The 22,158-nt window shown below is 64.8% G+C and carries 21 protein-coding genes; 18 read left to right on the top strand and 3 right to left on the bottom strand.

Annotated elements, in window-relative coordinates; genetic code table 11:
* Positions 1 to 10 precede the first annotated feature (10 nt).
* Entirely contained in the window at positions 11 to 727 is a 717-nt protein-coding gene (locus ACGK9R_RS06350) for an ABC transporter ATP-binding protein (protein WP_394579396.1), read from the top strand.
* Positions 728 to 784: 57 nt separating this feature from the next.
* Here ACGK9R_RS06350 and ACGK9R_RS06345 read toward each other — a convergent pair whose 3' ends face one another.
* The gene (locus ACGK9R_RS06345) at positions 785 to 1,336 is read right to left on the bottom strand and encodes a DUF2062 domain-containing protein (protein ID WP_394579395.1); all 552 of its coding nucleotides are present in this window, start codon (positions 1,334 to 1,336) and stop codon (positions 785 to 787) included.
* A gap of 102 nt (positions 1,337 to 1,438) precedes the next feature.
* Here ACGK9R_RS06345 and ACGK9R_RS06340 point away from each other — a divergent pair, with 102 nt between their 5' ends.
* The 7 genes from ACGK9R_RS06340 to murB are packed head-to-tail and all read left to right on the top strand — an operon-like array spanning position 1,439 to position 8,986.
* A complete protein-coding gene (locus ACGK9R_RS06340; protein ID WP_394579393.1) occupies positions 1,439 to 3,709 on the top strand; it encodes a DNA internalization-related competence protein ComEC/Rec2 in 2,271 nt (756 codons plus the stop codon).
* A 40-nt stretch (positions 3,710 to 3,749) separates the two neighbouring features.
* Positions 3,750 to 5,486: a lipid A export permease/ATP-binding protein MsbA gene (gene msbA / locus ACGK9R_RS06335; protein ID WP_394579391.1), complete on the top strand. Its 1,737-nt coding sequence runs from the start codon at positions 3,750 to 3,752 to the stop codon at positions 5,484 to 5,486.
* Positions 5,483 to 6,514, top strand: a complete 1,032-nt coding sequence (lpxK, locus tag ACGK9R_RS06330) for a tetraacyldisaccharide 4'-kinase (RefSeq protein ID WP_394579389.1) — start codon at positions 5,483 to 5,485, stop codon at positions 6,512 to 6,514. The genes msbA and lpxK overlap by 4 nt, the downstream gene beginning before the upstream one ends.
* A gap of 21 nt (positions 6,515 to 6,535) precedes the next feature.
* Positions 6,536 to 6,745, top strand: a complete 210-nt coding sequence (locus ACGK9R_RS06325; RefSeq protein WP_394579387.1) for a Trm112 family protein — start codon at positions 6,536 to 6,538, stop codon at positions 6,743 to 6,745.
* Positions 6,745 to 7,518, top strand: a complete 774-nt coding sequence (gene kdsB, locus ACGK9R_RS06320) for a 3-deoxy-manno-octulosonate cytidylyltransferase (protein WP_394579385.1) — start codon at positions 6,745 to 6,747, stop codon at positions 7,516 to 7,518. Before ACGK9R_RS06325 ends, kdsB begins: the two co-directional genes overlap by 1 nt.
* A complete protein-coding gene (locus ACGK9R_RS06315; RefSeq protein WP_394579383.1) occupies positions 7,515 to 7,979 on the top strand; it encodes a low molecular weight protein-tyrosine-phosphatase in 465 nt (154 codons plus the stop codon). The genes kdsB and ACGK9R_RS06315 overlap by 4 nt, the downstream gene beginning before the upstream one ends.
* Positions 7,980 to 7,981: 2 nt before the next feature.
* Complete coding sequence (murB, locus tag ACGK9R_RS06310; RefSeq protein WP_394579381.1) at positions 7,982 to 8,986, top strand: UDP-N-acetylmuramate dehydrogenase; 1,005 nt, start codon at positions 7,982 to 7,984, stop codon at positions 8,984 to 8,986.
* Positions 8,987 to 9,040: 54 nt separating this feature from the next.
* On the opposite strand, the gene rne is transcribed toward murB, so the two are convergent.
* Complete coding sequence (gene rne, locus ACGK9R_RS06305) at positions 9,041 to 12,370, bottom strand: ribonuclease E (protein WP_394579379.1); 3,330 nt, start codon at positions 12,368 to 12,370, stop codon at positions 9,041 to 9,043.
* A gap of 700 nt (positions 12,371 to 13,070) precedes the next feature.
* Here rne and ACGK9R_RS06300 point away from each other — a divergent pair.
* From ACGK9R_RS06300 to sppA, 3 genes are read left to right on the top strand one after another with little or no spacing between them, the layout of a single operon-like run.
* Entirely contained in the window at positions 13,071 to 14,012 is a 942-nt protein-coding gene (locus ACGK9R_RS06300; RefSeq protein ID WP_394579736.1) for an RluA family pseudouridine synthase, read from the top strand.
* A gap of 25 nt (positions 14,013 to 14,037) precedes the next feature.
* Positions 14,038 to 14,691, top strand: a complete 654-nt coding sequence (locus ACGK9R_RS06295; RefSeq protein ID WP_394579377.1) for an HAD family hydrolase — start codon at positions 14,038 to 14,040, stop codon at positions 14,689 to 14,691.
* A gap of 39 nt (positions 14,692 to 14,730) precedes the next feature.
* Entirely contained in the window at positions 14,731 to 15,852 is a 1,122-nt protein-coding gene (gene sppA, locus ACGK9R_RS06290) for a signal peptide peptidase SppA (RefSeq protein WP_394579375.1), read from the top strand.
* Here the strand turns inward: sppA and ACGK9R_RS06285 are convergent.
* Positions 15,840 to 16,454, bottom strand: coding sequence for a Maf family protein (locus tag ACGK9R_RS06285; protein WP_394579373.1), 615 nt, complete (start codon positions 16,452 to 16,454; stop codon positions 15,840 to 15,842). The two genes, sppA and ACGK9R_RS06285, sit on opposite strands and share 13 nt — an antisense overlap.
* 250 nt (positions 16,455 to 16,704) lie before the next feature.
* On the opposite strand from ACGK9R_RS06285, the gene ACGK9R_RS06280 reads away from it, so the two are divergent.
* From ACGK9R_RS06280 to fabF, 7 genes are all read left to right on the top strand, one after another.
* Positions 16,705 to 17,253, top strand: a complete 549-nt coding sequence (locus ACGK9R_RS06280) for a YceD family protein (protein WP_394579371.1) — start codon at positions 16,705 to 16,707, stop codon at positions 17,251 to 17,253.
* A 34-nt stretch (positions 17,254 to 17,287) separates the two neighbouring features.
* Entirely contained in the window at positions 17,288 to 17,458 is a 171-nt protein-coding gene (gene rpmF / locus ACGK9R_RS06275; RefSeq protein WP_394579369.1) for a 50S ribosomal protein L32, read from the top strand.
* Positions 17,459 to 17,498: 40 nt separating this feature from the next.
* Positions 17,499 to 18,536, top strand: coding sequence for a phosphate acyltransferase PlsX (plsX, locus tag ACGK9R_RS06270; protein WP_394579367.1), 1,038 nt, complete (start codon positions 17,499 to 17,501; stop codon positions 18,534 to 18,536).
* A gap of 89 nt (positions 18,537 to 18,625) precedes the next feature.
* Complete coding sequence (gene fabD, locus ACGK9R_RS06265) at positions 18,626 to 19,588, top strand: ACP S-malonyltransferase (RefSeq protein ID WP_394579365.1); 963 nt, start codon at positions 18,626 to 18,628, stop codon at positions 19,586 to 19,588.
* 43 nt (positions 19,589 to 19,631) lie between these two features.
* Complete coding sequence (gene fabG / locus ACGK9R_RS06260) at positions 19,632 to 20,375, top strand: 3-oxoacyl-ACP reductase FabG (RefSeq protein ID WP_394579363.1); 744 nt, start codon at positions 19,632 to 19,634, stop codon at positions 20,373 to 20,375.
* 124 nt (positions 20,376 to 20,499) lie between these two features.
* Entirely contained in the window at positions 20,500 to 20,733 is a 234-nt protein-coding gene (gene acpP, locus ACGK9R_RS06255; RefSeq protein ID WP_008956801.1) for an acyl carrier protein, read from the top strand.
* 183 nt (positions 20,734 to 20,916) lie between these two features.
* Positions 20,917 to 22,155: a beta-ketoacyl-ACP synthase II gene (gene fabF, locus ACGK9R_RS06250; protein WP_394579361.1), complete on the top strand. Its 1,239-nt coding sequence runs from the start codon at positions 20,917 to 20,919 to the stop codon at positions 22,153 to 22,155.
* The last annotated feature ends 3 nt before the right edge of the window (positions 22,156 to 22,158 follow it).

The raw sequence follows: 22,158 nt of genomic DNA, 5'->3' as shown, positions 1-22,158 counted from the left end.
GGACGCGCCCATGAACTCAACGACTTTGGATGCGCCGGTGATGCTCGCCTGCCAGGCGCTGACCCGGGTGTACAGCGAAGGCCCCCAGGATTTGACCGTGCTCGACCGGCTCGAACTCGAGGTGCGCGCTGGCGAGCGGGTGGCGATCGTCGGCAGCTCCGGTTCCGGCAAGACGACGCTTCTGAACCTGCTCGGCGGGCTCGACCGGCCAAGCGACGGCAGTGTGGTCATCGCCGGCGAGTCGCTCGCCGGGCTCAACGAGACCCAGCTGGGCCACTTTCGCAACCGCTACATCGGCTTCGTCTATCAGTTTCACCACCTGCTGGCGGAGTTCAGCGCGCTGGAGAATGCAGCGCTTCCCTTGATCATTCGCGGGCAGCGCAAGAAGGTCGCCGAAGAGCGCGCCATGGCGCTTCTGGAGCGGGTGGGAATGAAGGCCCGCGCCGATCACAAGCCCGGCGAGCTCTCCGGCGGCGAGCGCCAGCGCGTGGCGATCGCCCGCGCGCTGGTCACCGACCCGAGCCTGGTGCTGATGGACGAGCCCACCGGCAACCTGGACCAGACCACCGCGGCGACCATTCTCGCCCTGATGGACGAGCTCGCCCGAGAAAGCGCCTGCGCCTTCGTCATCGTGACTCACGATGTGGGCCTGGCCGCTCATCAGGACCGGGTGCTGCGCCTGGACGGCGGCCAGCTCCGCGCGGAGCCGGCAGCGCCCCTGGGCTGATTCGCCAGGAGATAAGTCGCGGTTTGCAGTAGAGAAGAGAGTAAAGCGAGAAAGGGCCTACCTGTCGAACTCGGATTCGACTCTGGCCCGGCGCTGCTGGCGCTTTAGCCGGCGGCGCTTCCAGTTCTGCGAGACGTGCCAGCGCCAGATCAGACGGATGGCCACGTTCGCCGCCACGGCAACGACCACCGCGGTGACCACCGAACCCAGAAACAGCGGCGGCAGCAGGTCGTGCATCTGCTCCGCCAGCCAGCGCGTAGAAATACGCGACGGTGCCTCGCGTACCGGCGCGCCCATCAGAAACGTTCCCACCCGATAGTTGAAGTAGAAGATCACCGGCATGGTCAGCGGGTTGGTGATCCAGACCAGGCTCACCGACAGCGCCAGATTGCAGCGAAACAGCCGCGCACCAAGCGCGGCCACCATCATCTGTAGCGGAATCGGCAGCATGGCGCAGAAAAGCCCGACGCTAAAGGCGTTGGCCACGCTCTTGCGCGTCAACTGCCAAAGGCCGGGGTCGGCGATCAGCGGCGCCATGAAGCGAAGCGAGCGCTGGCGCCGGAGCGTGTCGGGTTTAGGCATGTAGCGCTGCAGGAAACGGCGCGGCATGTCGGTTACTCTTTGAAGTAGTGCGCTCCATTATCCACATCGCACGGCGTCAAGGCTACGCCGCGCGCTCACGCAGGCTTGGGGGGAAGCATGGTGAGAGGAGTGGCGATACCCGCGGCCCTGGCGGCGCTGGCCGGCGGCCTTTTGGCCTTCGTCAGCGGCGCCGAAGGGTATCTTTTACAGGCTCTGAGCGTAATGCTGGTAGCTGCACTGCTGCTGGCGGCCCGCAATCCCGGCGCGCTTGGCGCGCTGGCGATCGGCGCCTTCGTGCTGCTGGCCATTCACACCGAGTGGCAGCGCGTGCTGCCCGCCGGGCTCGGCGGTGAGGATCTTATCGTCACCGGGCGGGTGGTCGATGCTCAACCGCTTGGCAGCGCACAGCGGCTGATGTTCGACGTAACGCGCTGCGAAAGTCCGCCCGAGCGCTTGAGCTGCCAGGCGCTCGGGCGCGTACGTGTCACCGCCTACGGTGAGGCGCACTATCAGGCCGGCGAGCGCTGGACGCTCACCCTGAGGCTGCGCCCGCCGCGCGGCTTCTCCAACCCCGGTACCTTCGACTACGGCCAATGGCTCTGGCGCGAAGGCGTTCACGCTACCGGCTACGTGCGCCAGCAGCCCGCGCCGGTGCGCGTCAGCGAAGCGCGATCCAGGATTCGAGGCTGGGCGCTCGAGTACCTGGATTCTTTGAGCCTCGAGGCGCGCACCCAGCGCTGGCTCGCCGCACTCACGCTTGGCGACAGCCGCCAGCTGACCCAGGAGGACTGGTCGCTATTGAACGCCACCGGTACGACCCACCTGGTGGTGATCTCCGGGCTGCACGTAGGGCTGATCGCCTCTTTGGTGCTGCTGGTGAGCCGGCTATTAGCGCGCCTGATCACGCCTTCGAACTGGCGGCTGCGCAGCTGGCCCTGGGTGGCGGCGGGGGTGGGGTGTATCGGCTACGCACTGCTTGCAGGCATGGGGCCGCCGGCGATGCGCGCCATGGTGATGACGCTGCTCGGGCTCTGGGTGCTGAGCGGGCGCCATGCGCCCGGTGCCTGGCAGGCCTGGTGGCTGGCGCTGTTGCTGGTGATACTGCTGGACCCGCTCGCGCTGTGGCGCCCGGGGCTTTGGCTTTCGTTTCTAGCGGTGGCGTGGCTGATCGTTATCTGGCAGGGACGTTCGCGGCCAAGCGGTCTCAAGGGGTGGTGCTGGGCGCTGGTACGCACCCAGCTGCTGCTCGCTCCGCTGATGGCGGCGGCGGTGCTGATCGCGTTTGGCCGCGTAGCACCAGGGGCGCCGCTGGTGAATCTGATCGCCGTGCCTTTGGTCAGCTCGGTGATGGTACCGCTGGCGCTGCTGGGGTGGCTCACTGCGCCGCTTTTCGGCGTCGGCGAGCTTGTCTGGCGCGCTTTCGAAGGCACGCTTTATCTGTTTCACGCGCTGCTGAATGTGACGTTCGGGACGCTGCCGCTATGGGAACCCACGGCGGGGCTTAAGTGGCCGCTCGCCGCGGCACTAGGGCTTCTGGCGCTCTGTTGGGGGCTTGCCTTCGTGCCACGCTGGCTGCGCGTGGCATCTCTGGGTGTGGCGCTGGCTCTGCCGCTGGCCTATCAGCCGCGGCCGATCCCCCCGGGGGCGCTGCGGGTGAGCGTATTCGATGTCGGCCAGGGCCAGCTCATCGAGCTTGAAAGCGCGACCGAGCGGCTTCTTTACGATACCGGCCCGCGCTTTCGCAGCGGCTTCATGCCGCTCGATACACTCTGGGCGCCGGGCCAGCGCTTTGATCGTGTCATCGTCAGTCACGGCGATACCGATCACGCCGGCGGCGTCGAGGCGCTGCTCGCCGACCACCGGGTCGATCGCTGGCTGGCGCCGCAGGACGAGACGCTGGCCACGGCCTTCGCGCCCTGCGCCCGCGGCCAGCGCTGGACACGCGATGGCATCGACTACCGCGTGCTCTGGCCGCCGCCGGGGGCGAGCGCGCTTACGCCCAACGAGCGCTCCTGCGTGCTCGAGGCGCGCGTTGGCGAGCATCGGCTCCTGATCACCGGCGACGCCGGGCGCGATAGCGAGCGGCGCTTTCTCAACGATCTCGACGAACCCGTCAGCGTACTGGTGGCGGGGCATCACGGCAGCCGCACGAGTTCCGGGGTTCAGTTCGTGCGCCGAGCGCGCCCGGAGCACGTGATCTTCAGCGCCGGGCGCGACAATTCCTTCAATCATCCGGCCGACGAAGTGGTGCGCCGCTTCAGAGGTATTCAGAGCTGCCTGTGGAGCACTGCTCACGACGGTGCACTGCGTGTAACGCTGACGCCGGGCCAGCCGGTCGAGGTAACGCCGCACCGGCGGCGTATCGGAGCGCCCAAGCGGTGTCGATATGCCGCGCCTTAGGGTAGAATCCGGCGCATTACATTCCAGGGCGGGAGCGCGTGTGACCGATTCGAGTTGGGCGTTGTACAAACGCTTGTTGAGCTATGTAAAGCCGCACTGGAAAGTGTTCGGGGTGGCGATCTTCGGCTTCGTGGTGTACGCCGCCTCCAGCACGGCGCTGGCAGAGATGATGAAGCGGCTGATCGACGGTATCCAGAACCCGGACGCGGCGTTTCGCCTGTTTTTGCCGCTGTTCGTGGTGCTGATGTTCGCTGCTCGCGGCGTCGGCACGTTTCTGAGCACCTACTACATGGCCTACGTGGGGCGCTATGTGATCCACACGCTGCGCTGTGACGTGTTCGATCACATGCTGCATCTTCCGGGACGCTTTTTCGACCAGCACTCGAGCGGGCATCTGGTGTCGCGGGTTACCTATCACGTCGAGCAGGTAGCCGGGGCGGCGACCAACGCGCTGACCGTGATCATGCGCGAAGGGTTCTTCGTGATCGGACTGATGCTCTATCTGCTCTGGACCAACTGGATGCTCACGCTGCTCTTTCTCGGCGTCACGCCGTTGATCGCGGTGATCGTAAGCTATGTCAGCAAACGCTTTCGCCGGATTTCCAAGCGTATCCAGCACTCCGTAGGTGATGTGACCCATGTGGCCTCCGAGGCGCTGACCGGTTACCGAGTGGTGCGCACCCACGGCGCCGAAGCCTTCGAGAAGAAGCGCTTCGAGCGCGCCAGCGAAGAGAATCGCCGCCAGAGCATGAAGCAGGCGATGACCAAGGCGATCAGCTCGCCGGTGATTCTGATGCTGGTGGCGATCGCCATGGCACTGCTGGTGTGGCTGGCCATGTCGCCGACCTTCATGGCCGACATGACGCCGGGCGAGTTCGTGGCCTTCATTACCGCCGCGGCGATGACGATCAAGCCGGTGCGCCAGCTCACCGAGATCAATGGTGAAATTCAGAAGGGGCTGGCCGCCGCTGCAGAGCTCTTCGGCGTGGTCGATCTCCCCTCTGAAGCCGACCGCGGCACTCGTTGCCCGCAAGCGCTCACAGGCGACGTGCGCTTTGAAAACGTAAGCTTTCGCTACGCCGAGGATCAGCCCGATGTGCTGCACGGCATCGATCTGCGCGTCGCCCCCGGCGAAATGGTCGCCATCGTCGGGCGCTCGGGAAGCGGTAAATCGACCCTGGTCGGGCTGCTGCCGCGCTTTTATCGCCCCACTCAAGGACGTGTGGCCATCGACGGCGTCGAGCTCGACGAGTACGCCCTGGGGCCGCTTCGCCAGCAGATCGCCATCGTGTCGCAGCAGGTGACGCTGTTTAACACCACCATCGCCGCTAACATCGCCTATGGCGAGAGGGCCCCGGACATGGATCGCGTGCGCGAAGCCGCCAAGGCCGCCTATGCTAGCGAATTCATCGAAAAGCTCGCCCAGGGCTTCGATACGCTGGTGGGCGAAAACGGTCTGACGCTTTCCGGCGGGCAGCGCCAACGGCTGGCGATCGCCCGGGCGATCTACAAGAATGCGCCGATTTTAATCTTCGACGAGGCGACCTCGGCGCTCGACTCCGAATCCGAGCGCTATATTCAAAAAGCGCTCGAGTACGTTTGCAAGGGCCGCACGACCCTGGTGATTGCCCACCGGCTTTCGACCATCGAGCGCGCCGATCGCATCGTGGTGATGGATCAGGGGCGCGTCGTCGAGGCGGGCAGCCACGAGGCGCTGCTCGAAAAACGCGGCGCTTATGCGGCACTTCACCAGATGCAGTTTCAGGAGAGCGCGTGAGCCTGGCCAACCGCTGGCTCGAAAGCGTCTACCGGCCGAGCCTGGCGCGAACGCCCTGGCTCTGGCCGCTGCTGCCGCTCTCCACGCTGTTTGCGGCGCTGGTCAAGCGCCGCGGCCGGGCCTACGCCATGGGTAAAAAGAGCGTCTGGCGCGCGCCGGTGTCGGTCATCGTGGTGGGCAACATCACTCTGGGTGGCACCGGCAAGTCGCCGCTCGTCGGGCGCTTGGTCACACTTTTGCGCCAGCAGGGCTATCACCCGGGTATCGTGACCCGCGGCTACGGCGGCAAGGCACGAAGTTATCCGCTGATCGTCGAGGCCTCGACGCCGGTGGCCGAAAGCGGCGACGAGCCGGCGATGCTTTGGCGCCAGACTCAGGCGCCGGTGGCGGCGGACCCGGATCGACCGCGCGGGGTGAGGGCGTTGATCGAGCGCGGTTGCGATATCATCGTAAGCGACGACGGCTTGCAGCATCTTGCTCTGGGGCGGGATATCGAGCTTCTGGTGGTGGATGGCGCACGCGGGCTCGGCAACCGCCGCTGCCTGCCTGCCGGGCCGCTTCGCGAACCCGCAAGCCGCCTGGAAAGCGTCGACGCGGTGATCGTTAACGGCGTTTCGAACACACCGCTTGCCACCGACGCCGTTCCCATGACGCTAACACCTGCGCGCTGGCGCAACGTCGCCAGCGGCGAGCCCGCGCCGCTTTCGCCGCTGCCGTTTGCGCTGCCGGTTCACGCGGTGGCAGGTATCGGCAACCCGGCGCGCTTTTTTGAAACGCTCGAGTCGCTGGGCGTTGACGGGCAGATGCACGCCCTGGCGGATCACCAGGCACTCGATCCCAAAGCGCTGAGCTTTTCTCCCCCCGGGCCACTTCTGATGACGGCCAAGGACGCGGTAAAGTGTCAGCACTTTGCTCCACCCAATAGCTGGGCGCTGGAGGTCGAAGCCGAGCTTCCCGAGGCCTTCGAGCGCTGGCTGCTCGATAAACTGGCCACGCTCGAAACGCCCCAGCCACCCACTCACCGATGACGACAAACGAGGAAGGCGCTCATGGATAAGGAACTCTTGGCAATGCTGGTTTGCCCGCTGTGTAACGGCAAGCTCGAGTACGATCGCGACGCCCAGGAGCTGATCTGCTACTACGACGGCCTGGCCTACCCGATTCGCGAAGGCATTCCGGTGATGCTGCCGGAAGAGGCGCGGGTACTCAGCGCCGACGAAAAGCTCAAGTCCTCCCCGGGGCGCACGGGGCAGGCGTAATGGCGCTCGATTTCATCGCCGTCATACCCGCGCGCTTCGGCTCCTCGCGGCTGCCCGGCAAACCGCTGCTGGAGATCGCCGGTGTTCCCATGGTGGCCCACGTCTGGCGCCGCGCCTGCCAGAGCCAAGCGGGGCGCGTGGTGGTCGCTACCGACGACGAGCGCATCCGCGACGCACTGTTGCCGCTGGGCGCCGAGGTGGTGATGACCCGCGCCGATCACCCCACGGGCACCGATCGGCTGGCGGAAGTCGCCGCTCTTCTGGGGCTCGACGACGACACCCTGGTGGTCAACGTCCAGGGCGACGAGCCGCTGATTCCGCCGGCGCTGATCGACCAGGTCGCCGCGCGGCTGGCCGACGATCCGGGCGCCGCGATCGCCACGCTCGGCGAGCCGATCACTGACGTCGAGACGCTGTTCAATCCCAACGTGGTGAAAGTGACGCGAAGCCTGGAGGGCCGCGCGCTCTATTTTTCCCGGGCGCCGATTCCCTGGGATCGCGAGCAGTTTGCCCAGAAGCCCGCGCTGCTGAATACCGACGCCTGGCTCAGGCATATCGGGATCTACGCCTACCGGGCGCGCTTTCTCTACGCCTATCGCGATATGGCGCCGTCCCAGCTCGAGCAGCTCGAGCAGTTGGAGCAGCTCAGAGCCCTCCAGCACGGCCACATCATTCAGGTAGCGCTTGCCTGTGCTCAGAATCCGACCGGAGTGGACACGCCGGAGGATCTGGCGCGGGTTCGCTTGATTCTCGAACAAACGGAGGCGTCATGACGCGGGTACTGTTCGTCTGCCTTGGCAATATCTGCCGCTCTCCCAGCGCCGAGGGCTTTTTTCGCCAGGCGCTGATAAACGCGGGGCTCGACGACCAGGTGACCGTCGACTCCTGCGGCGTCGGCGACTGGCACGTGGGCAAGGCACCGGACGCGCGCGCCCAGAAAGCGGCGCTTGCGCGCGGCGTGGATATCAGCGCTCTGCGCGCGCGAACGCTCACACGAGAGGACTTCGACGCCTTCGATTACGTCCTCGGCATGGATCGCGCCAATATGGAGGCGATCCACGCGCTAGCACCTGCATCGAGCCGCGCCCGTATCGCGCTGTTTCTCGACTACGCCGACGGCGATGAGCGCGAGGTGCCGGATCCGTACTACGGTGGCGAGGCGGGCTTCGAGCATGTACTGAATCTGATCGAGTCCGCTGCAAAAGGGCTGATCAAAGAGATTCGGCGAGGGTGACGGTGGCGCTTTTTGAGCGCGAGGTGGATCTCACCGGCGCCAACACGCTGCGCCTTCCCTGCGTGGCCGATTTTGCTGCGCGCCCGAAAACCGTCAACGAGCTGCGTCGAGTGCTCGAGGTGTGCCGCGCCGATCGTCTACCCATTACGCTTTTGGGCGGCGGTAGCAACGTGCTGCTGCCCGAGCGCCTGGCCGGCATGGCGATCACGCCCGCCTTCGATCAGTGGTGGATCGAGCGGCGAGGGAGCGAGGCCACCGCGCTCGTCGGCGCCGGAGCCAACTGGCATGAGCTGGTGATGACGCTGGCCGAGCGCGGCTGGTGGGGGCTCGAAAATTTGGCGCTGATCCCCGGCAGCTGCGGCGCGGCGCCGGTGCAGAACATCGGCGCCTACGGGGTCGAGCTTGGCGATGCGCTCGAAGGCGTTCAGGTAATGGAGCTTGCCACCGGCGGCGTTCGCTGGCTCGCGCGCGACGAATGCGAGCTGGGCTACCGCGACAGCGTGTTCAAACGCGCGCTGGCCGGCCGGGTGGTGATTCTGCGGCTGGCGCTCAGGCTGAGCCGCCAGGCAGCGCCCAGGCTCGACTATGGCGACCTGGCCCGCCGCGTGACCGGTACGCCGACGCCGCTGGCGGTGGCCGAGGCGGTATGCAGCACGCGCCGCGAAAAGCTGCCGGACCCGCGCGAGCTCGCCAACGCCGGCAGCTTCTTCAAGAATCCGGTGGTCGAGCGGGCCACTGCCGAGGCGCTGCTGGCGCGCTACCCGGATATGCCCTGTTTTGCCCAGCCCGGCGAGCGCTGCAAGCTGGCGGCGGGCTGGCTGATCGACCGGTGCGGGCTCAAGGGTACGCGTCGCGGCGCCTTTGGCGTGCACGAACGCCAGGCGCTGGTGCTGGTGCACTTCGGCGGCGGCACCCGCGAGGCGCTTCTGGACTTCGCTCACGGGATCGCTGATACGGTGCAGGCGCGCTTTGGCGTACATCTCGAGCCCGAGCCGCGCTGCGTTTAGCCGTTTGCCGAACGAAAAAAACCCCGCCGAAGCGGGGTTTTTCATGAGCGCGGCTTATACCTGACCGCTGCTGTTTTGCTTGCGCTTTTCGCGCGGGTCGTTGTGGGCCCGGCGGCGGCGTCTCGGAGCGGGCGTTGTCGGCTCCTCGGCATTGGGCGCATCCGCCGCTTTGGCGGTTTCGTCGGCGTCAGCCTTGTCGGCAGGTGCGGTCGCCGGCGCAGGTTCGACGACGTTTTCGACCTTCTCCTGCGGTGCCGTGCTCGACTCGCTCTCTACCGGGATAGCGGCGGGTGCATCGCTGGGAGCCGGCTGCGGCGACTCTGAGGCCTTCTCCTTCAGAGCGTGGGGCTGCTCGGCGGCTTCGGCCTTGTCGACTTTCGGCTGCTCCGGTGCTTTTTGCTCGGAAGTGACAGGCTGCTCGATGGCTTCGGACTTACCGGCTTTCGGCGGCTCCGGCGCTTTTCGCTCGGAAGCGACAGGCTGCTCGTTGGCCGCTGCCTTGTCGGTCTTCGGCGGTTCGGGCGCTTTTTCGCCAGAAGTGACAGGCTGCTCGGTAGCATCGGCCTTTGGCTGCTCAAGCGCTTGCTCGCTGGCGGCGTCAGTCTGCTCGGCGGGCACCTGCTTATCGGCTTTTGGCTCCTCGGTCTTCGCCGTGGTAGCGTCAGCCGCTTGCTCGGGCTCTGTCGGAGCGGGCGGCGCCTTGACCGGGGCGGTTGCTTCGAAAGGCGCCTGAGCGGTATCAGCGTCGGCCTTTGAGGCTGATGCTGCGCGGGGCTCGGCGTCGGCGGGCTTCGTCGGCTCGACCTTACGAGCCTGTTCGTCAGGCGCTTTCTCGTCAGCGGTGTCAGCACTCGGCTCAGGCTTCTCGGCAACGGGCTCGTCAGGTGTTGTCGGTGTCGACTCGGGCGCTGAGGCGTTGTCGACCGGTTTCTTCGCTACCGCGGCGTCGGCGGCCGGGGTCTGCTCGAGCGATGTCGCGTCGCGCTGAGTATCAGCGTTTGCCGGCGCGCTCTCGACGCTGGCAGCAGCCTCGGCGCTTTCGGCAGCGGGCGGTGCCTTCGCGGCTTCGGCCTGCAGCGCGAGCTGCTCGGCTTCGGCTTTCGGGTTGATCGCCTGCTTGCGCGAGCGGTTGCGCGGGTTGTTACGGGTGCGCTTGGGCTTACCGTCATCCTTCGGCGCTTGCCTGGAGGCGTCCGCGCTGGCCTCGTTTTTCGCCTCGGCGTTTACCTCGGGCTTGCTCTCCGGCCGAGCCTCGGGCTCTTTAGGGGCGCGGTTCTGTTCGTTTTTCTCGCTCTTCTCGTTTTTGGGCCGGGTATCGCGCGGCTTGTCGCGGCGGTTATCGTTTCGGCCCTTGGCCGGCGCCTGGTTCGAGTCATTAGCGTCGCTTGCGCGCTCGCTCTGGCGTGCGGGTTTGGCCGCTTCGCTCGCTTTCGCCTCGTTGGAGGCGCCGCCCCGGCGGCGGTTGCGCGTGCGGTTGGGGCCGCTGCGTTTGTCACCGCTGTCGTCCTGGGGTTTCGTGGAGGCGTCGACGCGCTCGCTGGTGCTCGATTCCGTGCGCGCGCTCGGCTTGTGTTTTTCACGCACCGGGCGGGCGCGCTCGTTCTGGGCGGGCGTTTTGCGGCGGGCGGTGTCGGCGTTTTTCTGCTCGACGGGGGCGCTTTCGTCGCTGCCCAGGAGCTTCGCGAAGCCGCGAATCAGCCGGCCGAGTACGCCGGTGTCGCTGCTTTCAGCGGGCGCGGGGCTGGCGGGGGTATCGGTTTGCAGCGACGCCGGCGCCGGCGCGTCGTGGGCGACGGTCTTGACGGCGGCTTCCGCGCGCTTGGCGGGCGGGGCGAAGCTGGCCTCCGGCTCCTTGCCGACCTCGGTGTCGGTCGAAAGCTCATAGCTCGAGAGCGTGTGGCTCTCGTCTTCGTCGAGGTGGTCGGCACGCAGGCGCTGCACGTCGTAGTGGGGAGTGTGCATCTCCGGGTTGGGCAGCAGCACCACGCGCACGTCCTGGCGCGCTTCGATATCCGCCAACACGCTGCGCTTTTCGTTGAGCAGGTAGGTGGCGACGGGCACCGGCAGAATGGCGCGAATCTGGGCGCTGCGCTCCTTCATCGCCTCTTCCTCGATCAGGCGCATGATCGAAAGCGACAGCGAGCGCACGTCGCGAATGGTGCCCTGGCCGTTACAGCGCGGGCAGACCACGCCGCTGGTTTCGCCGAGCGACGGGCGCAGACGCTGGCGCGACATCTCCATCAGGCCAAAGCGCGAAATACGCCCGATCTGGACGCGGGCGCGGTCGAGCTTGAGCGCGTCGCGCATGCGGTTTTCGACTTCACGCTGGTTGCGCGCCGGGCCCATGTCGATGAAATCGATGACCACCAGGCCGCCGATATCGCGCAGACGCAGCTGGCGAGCGATTTCGTCGGCGGCTTCGGAGTTGGTTTGAAGCGCGGTCTCTTCGATATCGTTGCCGCGGGTGGCGCGCGCCGAGTTGATGTCGATCGACACCAGCGCTTCGGTGTGGTCGATCACGATCGAGCCACCCGAGGGCAGCTTCACTTCACGCTGGTAAGCGGTTTCGATCTGTGATTCGATCTGGAAACGCGAGAACAGCGGCACTTCGTCGGTATAGAGCTTGATCTTCTGCTGGTACGACGGCATTACCTGGCGAATGAAGGCCAGCGCCTCGGCGTGGACCTCGGGGCTGTCGATCAGTACCTCGCCGATGTCCTGGCGCAGGTAGTCGCGCATGGCGCGGATGATGACGTTGGATTCGCGGTAGACCAGAAACGGTGCGGGGCGCTTGTTGGCTTCGGCGGTGATCGACTCCCACACCTGGGCGAGGTAGTCCAGATCCCACTGCAGCTCCTCGGCGCTTCGGCCGATACCGGCGGTGCGCACGATCAGGCCCATCTTGTCCGGCACCGTCATCTGCGACATCGCGTCCTTGAGCTGGCTGCGATCGTCGCCTTCGATGCGCCGTGAAATGCCGCCGGCGCGCGGGTTATTGGGCATCAGGACCAGAAAACGCCCGGCCAGGCTAATAAAGGTGGTGAGCGCCGCACCCTTGTTGCCGCGCTCCTCTTTATCCACCTGAACGATGACTTCCTGACCCTCTTTCAGCACTTCCTTGATGCTGGGACGACCGGAGACATCCTTGAGGAAGTACTCCCGTGAGATCTCCTTGAGCGGCAAAAAGCCGTGGCGCTCGGCGCCGAAGTCGACGAAGGCGGCCTCGAGCGAGGGCTCTACCCGGGTGATCTTGCCTCGATAGATGTTGGCTTTTTTCTGCTCCCGAGCGCCGGATTCGATATCCAGATCGTACAGGCGTTGGCCGTCGACGAGCGCAACCCGCAGCTCTTCGGGCTGGGTTGCGTTGATGAGCATTCTTTTCATGGTGTCTCGCAAAGCGTATGTGCCGAGTTGCCATCAGGCGGGGCGTCGACGAATCGCTTTTGCTGCGTGCTTGTGCTCGGCGCATGGCTATGCGGACGCATTGAGCCGGGGGCAGAGTGGCCCGCGCGGCCGGTGGGCGTTGAGTACGTGGCGGAGGCAGGACATGTTTCGGTGGCGTATGCGTCCATCCGGCCCTGCTGACACCGCCGACACCTGGCATTCATCGATTCGTCAACGCCGGTATCGGCACGGCGTTGAGTCTAATACCCCGGCCGGGTGCTTCAATGCACTAACACAGTGACAGCTGAAACCCGATTCCGGAGCGTTACGTAGTATCTCTTGCACGGTGGCCCACTTGGCCAGGCCGCAGACGCTACCGCACTCAAGCGGTAGGGCTCCTTCATTTCTCACATCCGGTCATGGGTAATGCGTACACTATTCCATCGAACCTTCGCTCGGGCCTGCGTGTTGGTCGGGCAGGCGCTAGGGCAGGGGTGAGAGCGCTTATAAGGCGATAACCGCGGCGTTTATCGAGCGAGCTCGGCCGTGGATCACACCCTGCCAATGAGCCATTCGGAATATAACAGGTAAGCCTGGCGCCAGCAATTGACGCATTGGCTCGGGCACTACGTTAGAATGGGGCGCTTCAACAGAGCAGTGTGACGATAGTCGAGTGACAATGGATCAGGAGCGTGCGGCGATGGCCGAAGGGCGTGAAGTGCAGTGGGTGGAGATCGCCCCGGAGCAGGCGGGTCAGCGAATCGACAACTTTTTGATGACCCGTTTGAAAGGCGCGCCTCGCGCCTTGATCTATCGCATCGTGCGAAAGGGCGAGGTGCGAGTCAATAAAAAGCGCATCAAGGTGGATTACCGACTCGCCCCGGGCGACCTGGTGCGCGTACCGCCGCTTCGCCTGAGCCCGCGCGAGGCGCAAAAGGAAGTAAGCGACAGCCTGCGCGATCTGTTGCTCGGCAGCGTGATCATGGAAGGCCCGGACTGGCTGGTGCTGAACAAGCCATCAGGCCTTGCGGTTCACGGCGGTAGCGGGGTGAAGATCGGGCTGATCGAGGCGCTGCGCCAGGTACGTGACGATCTGAATTTTCTCGAGCTGGTTCACCGGCTCGACCGCGACACCTCGGGCTGCTTGCTGCTCGCCAAATCCCGCGAGGCGCTGGTCACGCTCAACGAGTCGCTCAAGAAGCACGCCATGGACAAGCGCTACGTGGCGCTGGTCAGCGGGCGCTGGCCGGCGCGCAAGACCTACGTCAGCGCGCGGCTGGATCGCTATGACGCCGGCAACGGCGAGCGCCGAGTGCGGGTCGACCCCAACGGCAAGGTCTCCCGCACCCATTTTCAGGTGCTGGAAACCTTCGAGAAGGCAACGCTGATCGAGGCGGAGCCGGTGACCGGGCGTACCCACCAGATTCGCGTACATGCCGCCCACGCCGGCCACGCGCTGCTCGGCGACGACAAGTACGCGACCCGTGAAAGCGGCTACATGTCGCGCCAGCTCGGCGTCGAGCGGCTTTTCTTGCACGCCCGCGCGCTGACCTTTCCCGAGCCCGGCAACGGCCGCCCGGTCACGGTGAAGGCGCCGCTGCCTGAAGCGCTCGAAGCCGCGCTCGCCCGCGCCCGCAAGTAATCAGCTAGTCAAGCAAGGAGCGATCGTGCGCTACGAACTAATCATTTTCGACTGGGACGGCACGCTGATGAATTCGGTGCCGAAAATCGTCGCCTGTATGCAGGCCGCCGCTCGAGAAGCCGAGTGGGAGGAGCTTGAGGTCGGTGCGATCGAGAACATCATCGGCCTGGGGCTGCCCGAGGCGATCGCGACCCTCTGCCCGGGGATCGACCCGGCGCGGGCAGAGACGCTGCGCCAGCGCTACTCGCACCACTTCGTGGTCGAAAACACCACGCCGATGCCGTTTTTCGACGGCGCTTTGAACGGGCTTTCGCGGCTCAGAGCCCGCCCCGGTCAGCGTCTGGCGGTGGCCACCGGCAAGAGCCGCCGCGGGCTCGATCGCATATTTCGTGAAACCGACAGCGGCGCGCTGTTTCACGCCAGCCGCACCGCGGACGAAACCCGTTCCAAGCCGCATCCGCAGATGCTCGAGGAGCTGCTCGCCGAGCTCGAGGTCGATGTTTCGAATGCCGTGATGGTGGGCGATACCGAGTACGACCTGGAGATGGCCCGGGCCATCGGCATGGATCGCGTCGGCGTGACCTACGGCGTGCACACTCCGGCCAGGCTGCGCCAAAGTGACCCCAGATGGGTGGCGCACAGCGTGGCAGATCTTTTTAGCTGGCTCGAAAGCGCCTAGCGCTTGCCGGCCTCATCACCTTGCTAGCAGGAAGACGCCATGAGTAACGACGAAGGACGCTTTGAGTCGCCGCGCCGCCGCCTGGACGCCCAGACCGACACGCCCAATGATCGCGAGGATCGTTGGGCCCGGGGGCCGGAGGTGAAAAAAGGTGAGCGCGAGGAAGCCCTGGCCGGCATGCCCGGCGATACCGGCGAGACGCTAAGAGAGCGCCAGCGCCTTGCCCAGATCGAGATGATGGATCGCTGGATCGGCGGCGTGCTCACCGAGCAGCGCCGCAGCCGGCGCTGGAAGCTCTTCTTTCGTCTTCTGATGCTGGCGCTGGTGCTGGCCCTGGTGGGGTATGTGTTCTATCGCGCCTTTGTGGCCGAGCCCGGTAGCGGCGCGCCGGCCAAGCGCCACCTGGCGTTGGTCGAGGTACACGGCGTGATCGCCAGCGACGCGCCGGCGAACGCCGAGCGCATCATTGCAGGGCTCGACCGCGCCTGGGAGGCAGACAGCGCCGCCGCAGTGGTGCTGCATATCGATAGCCCCGGCGGAAGCCCGGTGCAGTCTCAGCGCGTCTACGCCGAAATCATGCGCCTGCGTGAGCAGGGCGACAAACCCATCATCGCCGTGATCGAGGATATCGGCGCTAGCGGCGCTTACTACATCGCCTCGGCGGCGGATGAAATCGTGGCCTCGCCGGCGAGTCTGGTCGGCTCCATTGGCGTGATCTACGCAGGGTTTGGCTTTCAGGAGGCGATCAGTGATCTCGGCGTCGAGCGCCGGGTGATGACTGCCGGGGAGAACAAGGCGTTTCTGGATCCGTTTCAGCCGCTCAACGAGGAGATCGCTGCGTTCTGGCAGGGCGTGTTGAACCAGACCCACGAGCAGTTCATCAATGACGTCCGCGCTGGGCGTGGCGACCGGCTGGTGGAGAGCGACGAGCTTTTCTCCGGGCTGATCTGGAGCGGCGAGCAGGCGATCGAGCTTGGGCTGATCGATGAGCTGGGCAATCTCGAGCAGGTCGCCCGGGCCCAGGTCGATGAAGCCGCCTGGCAGGATTACACTCCGCGGCTGGACCCGTTCGAGCGCCTGACCCGGCGTTTCACCGGGGCGGCCGCCGAGCTTCTGGGCATCGAAACCACCCGCTCGCCGCTGCGCTTTCAGGCGCGCTGAGGCGTTTCGCCGAGAGGGTCCATGCCCGCCTTGCGTAAGAGTTCGCACAGCGCGATCAGCGGTAAGCCAATCAGCGCATTGGGGTCGCGCCCTTCGAGCGATTCGAACAGCGCGATGCCGAGTCCTTCCATACGGAAGCTGCCGGCGCTATCCAGCGGCTGCTCGCGCTCGACGTAGCGCGCGATGTCGTCATCGTCAAGCGTGCGAAAGACCACGTCGAAGGGCTCGATGACGACCTCGCGCTCGCCGCTGCGGGTATCGACGAGCGCCAGGCCGACCAGAAAGCGCACCCGGTTGCCGGAGAAGCGCGCCAGGTTGGCGCGAGCGCGCTGTGGCGTATGCGGCTTGCCCAGTATTTCGCCCTCGAACAGCGCGATCTGATCCGAGCCGATGATCAGGTGTTCGGGGTACGCTTCGGCGACGGCCTCGGCCTTGGAGAGCGCCAGCCGGCGCACCAGCGCCTCCGGCGTTTCCCCCGGCTGCGGGGTTTCGTCGATATCCGGCGAGTGACACTGGTAGGGTAGCGCCAGGCGGTCGAGAAGCGCCTTGCGAAAGCGCGAGCTCGAGGCAAGGACCAGCGGGGCGTTGGCGACTTCGGGCACTGCATTCTCCTTTTATCGGCAGTTGTCTAAACAGTAAGTTGTCTAAACAGTAGTTAAAATCAGCGCATTAGGGTAGCCCCGTGGCAAGATACGCGGCTCATCCGTGCCTCATGGGAGATAAGCGGCGGACCCGGAATCACCCTGAAGCGTGTAGTCAGGCGATAAATTGCCGCTTCGACCCATAAAAACGTTGAAGAAAAGCCCGCACGGCTTTGACAGGGGCGGGGGGAGTGCCTATCATTGCGCGCCTATGTTGACCTCACAACTCCCCAGCCGGGTCGAGCCTTATAAGCTTGCCGCCCGCAACGAACGACTCGAAGGCCACGTGGCGCTTGATAAAATGGCGCGGCTGGTCGAAGAGGCAGGCGAGCAAACCGGCGAATGCTACGCATCGCTCGAGTTTGGTATCGATGCCCAGGGTCGTCGTGAAATTCGTGGCCATCTGAGCGCAACGTTGTCGCTTGCGTGCCGCCGCTGTCTGGCGCCGATGAGTCAGGACGTCTCGAGCGATTTCCTCCTGGGGATGATCGCCGACGAGGCGCTGGCCTCCGAGCTTCCCGCCAGTCACGAACCGGTGCTGGTGGAAGGCGAACAGCTGGACCTTTTGACGGTAATCGAGGATGAACTCATCCTCAGCTTGCCGCAGGTGGTTTACCACGACGAGGCGGATTGCCTGGTGTCGTCGGACCAGCTGGTCAGCAGGACAGACGGCGCGGCCGAGGAGTCCGCACCTCGATCGAACCCTTTCGCGGTGCTTAGTGCCTTGAAAGGAAAGGATTCATCCGACGGTAAGAAGTAAGCAACCCTTACCCACTCTATTTGGAGTACTACTCATGGCAGTTCAAAAAAGTCGTAAAACTCGTTCCAAGCGCGGCATGCGTCGTAGCCACGATGCCCTGACGGCGCCGACCCTGTCCCAGGACAAGGAAACCGGCACCACGCATCTGCGTCATCACGTTGCTCCCGACGGTTTCTACCGCGGTCGCAAGGTGGTCGAGGTATAAACCTCACGCCTTCTTGAACGGCAAAACAGAGCCGGTTCACGTGCGTTTGGCGATTGATGCGATGGGCAGCGACCAAGGCCCCCGCGTTGTCCTCGAAGGCGCTGCCCGAGCGGTGATTGAACGCCCTGACCTGGAACTGGTTCTGTTTGGCCCTTCTCGGCTGTTGACGGCCGAGTTGAAGCGCTTGCCGCGGCCCCTGGCTGCGGCAACGTCACGTTTGGTGGTTCGTGATTCGCCGGATTGGGTCCGCCCGGAGGCCACCGCGGCCTGGGCGCTTCGTCACGGGCACGCCACCAGCATGGCGGCGATGCTTGATCTGGTAGCCAACGGGCAGGCGAGCGGCGGCGTTAGCGCTGGCAATACGGCGGCGCTAGTGGCGCTTGCTCGGCGCGATATCGGACTTTTGGGCGGGCTTTCGCGCCCGGCTATCAGCTCCTCGATCCCTTCCGGGCGAGGCAGACGCTGCTATCTGTTGGACCTTGGCGCCAACGTCGACTCGCCGACGGCCAGGCTGGTCGATTTCGCTTTGATGGGCGCGGCCATGGCCCAGTGCCTGGACGGCGTTGCCCGTCCGCGGGTGGCGCTTTTGAACGTGGGTAGCGAAGCGATGAAGGGGGCCGCCTGCGTGCGCCAAGCCAACGCCTGGCTTTCCGAGCGCGCCGGGATGCTCGGCTTCGATTACTGTGGCTACGCCGAGGGCGATGAGATCTATCAGGGGGCGCTGGATGTCATCGTGTGCGATGGTTTTGTGGGTAACGTTACCCTCAAGGCGAGTGAAGGATTGACCCGCATGCTGGCCGAGCGTTTGCAAACCGCGCTGACATCGCGCTGGAGCGGACGTTTGGCAAGCCTGCTGGCCAGCCCTTTATTGCGCCAGCTCAAGCGCGAGCTTGATCCGGTGCGCTATAACGGGGCGAGCCTTTTGGGGCTCAAGCAAAGCGTCGTCAAAAGCCACGGCAGTACCGATGCCGAGGGCTTTTACTACGCGATCGAACGCGCGCTACACGAAGTGGCGCATTGTCTACCCGCCCGTATCGAGGGCCTGCTCACAAGGCAAGGCATATCGACGGTGGGGTAGTAAAATTCTGCATTGAACGATAGTGAAGCGGTCTTTCGCCGCTTTCATGCTCGAACGAGCAAATGCCTACAAGAGCAAAGGTGAACGACATGTCTCAACCCCTTGCCCTCGTGTTTCCCGGTCAGGGTTCGCAGCAGCTGGGTATGCTGCGCGAGCTGGCCGAGCGCTACAGTGTGGTGGGAACGACATTTGAGGAAGCCTCGGATGCGCTGGGTTTCGATCTCTGGAAAATCGTCCAGGATGGTCCGGACCAGGCGCTCAACCAGACCGCCTGCACGCAGCCGGCGCTTCTGACGTCGAGCGTGGCGATCTGGCGCGTGTGGCAGGAGCTCGAAGGCCCCAGGCCCGCCATCATGGCCGGCCATAGCCTGGGCGAATATAGCGCCATGATATGCGCCGGCGTAATGGGGTTTGCCGAAGGCGTTCGCCTGGTGCGCTTGCGCGGCGAGGCGATGCAGGACGCCGTGCCCGAAGGCGAGGGCGCCATGGCGGCGGTGCTGGGGCTCGAGGACGAGGCGGTCGAAAAGGCCTGCCAAAGCGTCGCCGGTGGCGACGTGGTGGCCGCCGTCAATTACAACTCACCCGGTCAGGTGGTCATCGCCGGCAACAGGAGTGCGGTCGAGCGCGCCATCGCCGCCTGTCAGGAAGCTGGCGCCAAGCGCGCGCTGGCGCTACCGGTGTCGGTGCCTTCGCACTGCGCGCTGATGCGTCCGGCCGCCGAGCGCCTGCGGGACTACATGCAGGACATCGAGTTTCGCCCGCCGCGCTACACCGTGGTGCAGAACGTCGACGCCCAGGCGCACGCCGATGTCGACACACTGCGTACCCGTCTGATCGAGCAGCTCTACCAGCCGGTGCGCTGGTCGGCCTGCGTCGAGAAGATGGCCGAGCAGGGTGCGAGCGTGTTCATCGAGTGTGGCCCGGGCAAGGTGCTTACCGGGCTCAACAAACGTATCGTGCGCGGTAGCAAGGGGCTGGCGGTCAACGACCCGGACAGCCTCGACCAGGCGCTCGAACTCGCCCGTGAGGCGATGGCCGACGACGGCGCTTAGGCGCTACACTGGGTATATTTCAAACGGTTTTAGGTAACGCGCTATGAGTCAGGAAAGTAGAGTTGCGCTGATCACCGGCGCCAGTCGGGGTATCGGTCGCGCCATCGCGTTCGAGCTGGGCCGCCAGGGGCGAGTGGTGATCGGTACTGCCACCAGCGAATCCGGTGCCGAGAAAATCGACGCCTACCTGAAGGAGCAGGGGTTCGAAGGCGCTGGTCTGTGCCTGAACGTAACCGATCAGGCAAGCATCGATGCGGTGCTCAAAGAGATCGCTGAGCGCTTCGGCGCGCCGGCCATTCTGGTCAACAATGCCGGTATCACTCGCGATAACCTCTTGATGCGCATGAAAGAGGACGAGTGGGACAGCGTCATGGATACCAATCTCAAGTCCGTTTATCGTGTAAGTAAAGCTTGCCTTCGCGGTATGACCAAGGCACGCTTTGGGCGCATCGTGTCGATCAGCTCTGTGGTCGCCACGATGGGCAATCTCGGTCAGAGCAACTATGCTGCGGCGAAGGCCGGTATGGAAGGCTTCAGCCGCGCGCTGGCGCGCGAAGTAGCCTCCCGCGCCATTACCGTCAATACCGTGGCGCCGGGGTTCATCGCCACCGACATGACCGAGGCGCTGCCCGAGGCGCAGCACGAATCGCTTTTGAAGCAGATCCCGCTGGCGCGTCTTGGCGGGCCCGAAGAGATCGCTGCCGCCGTGGGCTTTTTGACCAGCGACGCTGCCGGCTACATCACCGGCGAAACGCTACACGTCAACGGCGGCATGAATATGCGTTGATGGCCTGGATTCGACGGTTGCGTCGACCCTGGGGCGTCTATAAACTACCCGCAGCTTTTGGCTAGCGGTTCCCGATATAGCTGATTATCAATAACGGCTAACTGTGAATGACTGGAGTACGTTGATGAGTACTATTGAAGAGCGCGTTAAAAAAGTCGTGGCCGAGCGCCTGAACGTCAAGGAAGAGGACATCCAGAACAGCTCCTCGTTCACCGAAGACCTGGGTGCCGACTCACTCGACACCGTCGAGCTGGTGATGGCGCTGGAAGAGGAATTCGACACCGAAATTCCCGACGAAGAAGCCGAGAAGATCACTACCGTTCAGGAAGCAATCGACTACGTCAACGCCCACCAGTAAGGGTTTGTCGACGTTACGCATCGGGTGGTGTTAGCCCCCGAGGCAAAAAAGCCGCCCCACACCGGGGCGGCTTTTTTGTGCCCGTCGCCGAGTGAATTCCCCCGGCAATCTCCGGTATACTAGGCGAAATTTTTACCGCAATGGCCGTAGGGTCTTGTACCAAGGATGCCGGGAGGAGAGCTGATGGCGCGCAGAAGAGTAGTGGTAACCGGATTGGGGCTGGTGACGCCGGTAGGGAATACGGTCGAGCAGTCCTGGGCCAACATCGTGGCCGGCAAGAGTGGTATCGCGCCGATCGAGCATTTCGATGCCAGCAGCTTCAATACTCGCTTTGGCGGGTCGGTGAAGGATTTCGACATCAGCGGCTACCTGAACCCCAAGGATGCCCGCAAGATGGATCTGTTCATCCAGTACGGTATGGCCGCGGGCGGGCAGGCGATCAGCGACGCCGGCATCGAGTGTACCGAGGAGAACGCCGCGCGCATCGGCGTGGCGATCGGCTCCGGTATCGGCGGGCTGCCGATGATCGAGCAGAACCACAACGCGCTCAACAAGGGCGGCGCGCGGCGCGTATCGCCGTTTTTCGTGCCCGGCTCGATCATCAACATGATCTCCGGCAACATGGCGATTCAGCACGGCTTCAAGGGGCCGAATATTGCGATCACCACGGCCTGTACCAGCGGCACCCATAACATCGGCTACAGCGCGCGCACCATCGCCTACGGCGACGCCGACGTCATGATCTGCGGCGGCGCCGAAATGGCGACCACGCCGCTGGGTCTTGGCGGGTTCTCGGCGGCGCGGGCGCTCTCCACGCGTAACGACGACCCCCAGGCGGCGAGCCGCCCCTGGGACGTGGACCGCGACGGCTTCGTGCTTTCCGATGGCGCCGGTGTGCTGGTACTCGAGGAGTACGAACACGCCAAAGCGCGCGGGGCGCATATCTATGCCGAGCTTGCAGGCTTTGGCATGAGCGATGACGCCTTCCACATGACTGCGCCTCCTGAAGATGGCAGCGGCGCGGGGCTTGCCATGAGCAACGCGATCAAGGATGCCGGTATCGACCCAAAAAAGGTCGATTACATCAACGCTCACGGCACCTCGACCGCCGCGGGTGATCTCGCCGAGAGTCGTGCGATCGAGCGGGTGATTGGCGACGGCGCCAAAAACGTTGCGGTCAGTTCGACCAAGTCGATGATCGGCCATCTGCTCGGCGCGGCGGGCGCGGTCGAAGCGGTGTTCTGTATTCTGGCGATTCGCGATCAGGTAGCGCCGCCGACGATTAATCTGGACAACCCGCAGCCCGGCTGTAATCTGGATTACGTCCCCCACACTGCGCGCGACATGCGTATCGATACTACGCTCTCCAACTCCTTTGGTTTTGGCGGTACCAACGGCTCGCTGCTGTTCACGCGGGTATAAGCG

This window comes from Halomonas sp. HNIBRBA4712 (genome assembly GCF_043558675.1).
In the GTDB taxonomy this organism is placed as follows: Bacteria; Pseudomonadota; Gammaproteobacteria; order Pseudomonadales; family Halomonadaceae; genus Vreelandella.
Note: the sequence above shows the minus strand (reverse complement) of the source record. Positions and strands in the feature narration are given on the sequence as shown.

What these genes read in the sequence shown, in the direction of transcription:
- fabG (WP_394579363.1), top strand. Translation starts at nt 19,632, where the DNA reads ATGAGTCAGGAAAGTAGAGTTGCGCTGATCACCGGCGCCAGTCGGGGT.
- ACGK9R_RS06300 (WP_394579736.1), top strand. Translation starts at nt 13,071, where the DNA reads ATGGCCGAAGGGCGTGAAGTGCAGTGGGTGGAGATCGCCCCGGAGCAG.
- acpP (WP_008956801.1), top strand. Translation starts at nt 20,500, where the DNA reads ATGAGTACTATTGAAGAGCGCGTTAAAAAAGTCGTGGCCGAGCGCCTG.
- ACGK9R_RS06325 (WP_394579387.1), top strand. Translation starts at nt 6,536, where the DNA reads ATGGATAAGGAACTCTTGGCAATGCTGGTTTGCCCGCTGTGTAACGGC.
- rne (WP_394579379.1), bottom strand. Translation starts at nt 12,370, where the DNA reads ATGAAAAGAATGCTCATCAACGCAACCCAGCCCGAAGAGCTGCGGGTT.
- fabF (WP_394579361.1), top strand. Translation starts at nt 20,917, where the DNA reads ATGGCGCGCAGAAGAGTAGTGGTAACCGGATTGGGGCTGGTGACGCCG.
- rpmF (WP_394579369.1), top strand. Translation starts at nt 17,288, where the DNA reads ATGGCAGTTCAAAAAAGTCGTAAAACTCGTTCCAAGCGCGGCATGCGT.
- ACGK9R_RS06315 (WP_394579383.1), top strand. Translation starts at nt 7,515, where the DNA reads ATGACGCGGGTACTGTTCGTCTGCCTTGGCAATATCTGCCGCTCTCCC.
- ACGK9R_RS06345 (WP_394579395.1), bottom strand. Translation starts at nt 1,336, where the DNA reads ATGCCGCGCCGTTTCCTGCAGCGCTACATGCCTAAACCCGACACGCTC.
- fabD (WP_394579365.1), top strand. Translation starts at nt 18,626, where the DNA reads ATGTCTCAACCCCTTGCCCTCGTGTTTCCCGGTCAGGGTTCGCAGCAG.
- ACGK9R_RS06350 (WP_394579396.1), top strand. Translation starts at nt 11, where the DNA reads ATGAACTCAACGACTTTGGATGCGCCGGTGATGCTCGCCTGCCAGGCG.
- sppA (WP_394579375.1), top strand. Translation starts at nt 14,731, where the DNA reads ATGAGTAACGACGAAGGACGCTTTGAGTCGCCGCGCCGCCGCCTGGAC.
- ACGK9R_RS06280 (WP_394579371.1), top strand. Translation starts at nt 16,705, where the DNA reads ATGTTGACCTCACAACTCCCCAGCCGGGTCGAGCCTTATAAGCTTGCC.
- kdsB (WP_394579385.1), top strand. Translation starts at nt 6,745, where the DNA reads ATGGCGCTCGATTTCATCGCCGTCATACCCGCGCGCTTCGGCTCCTCG.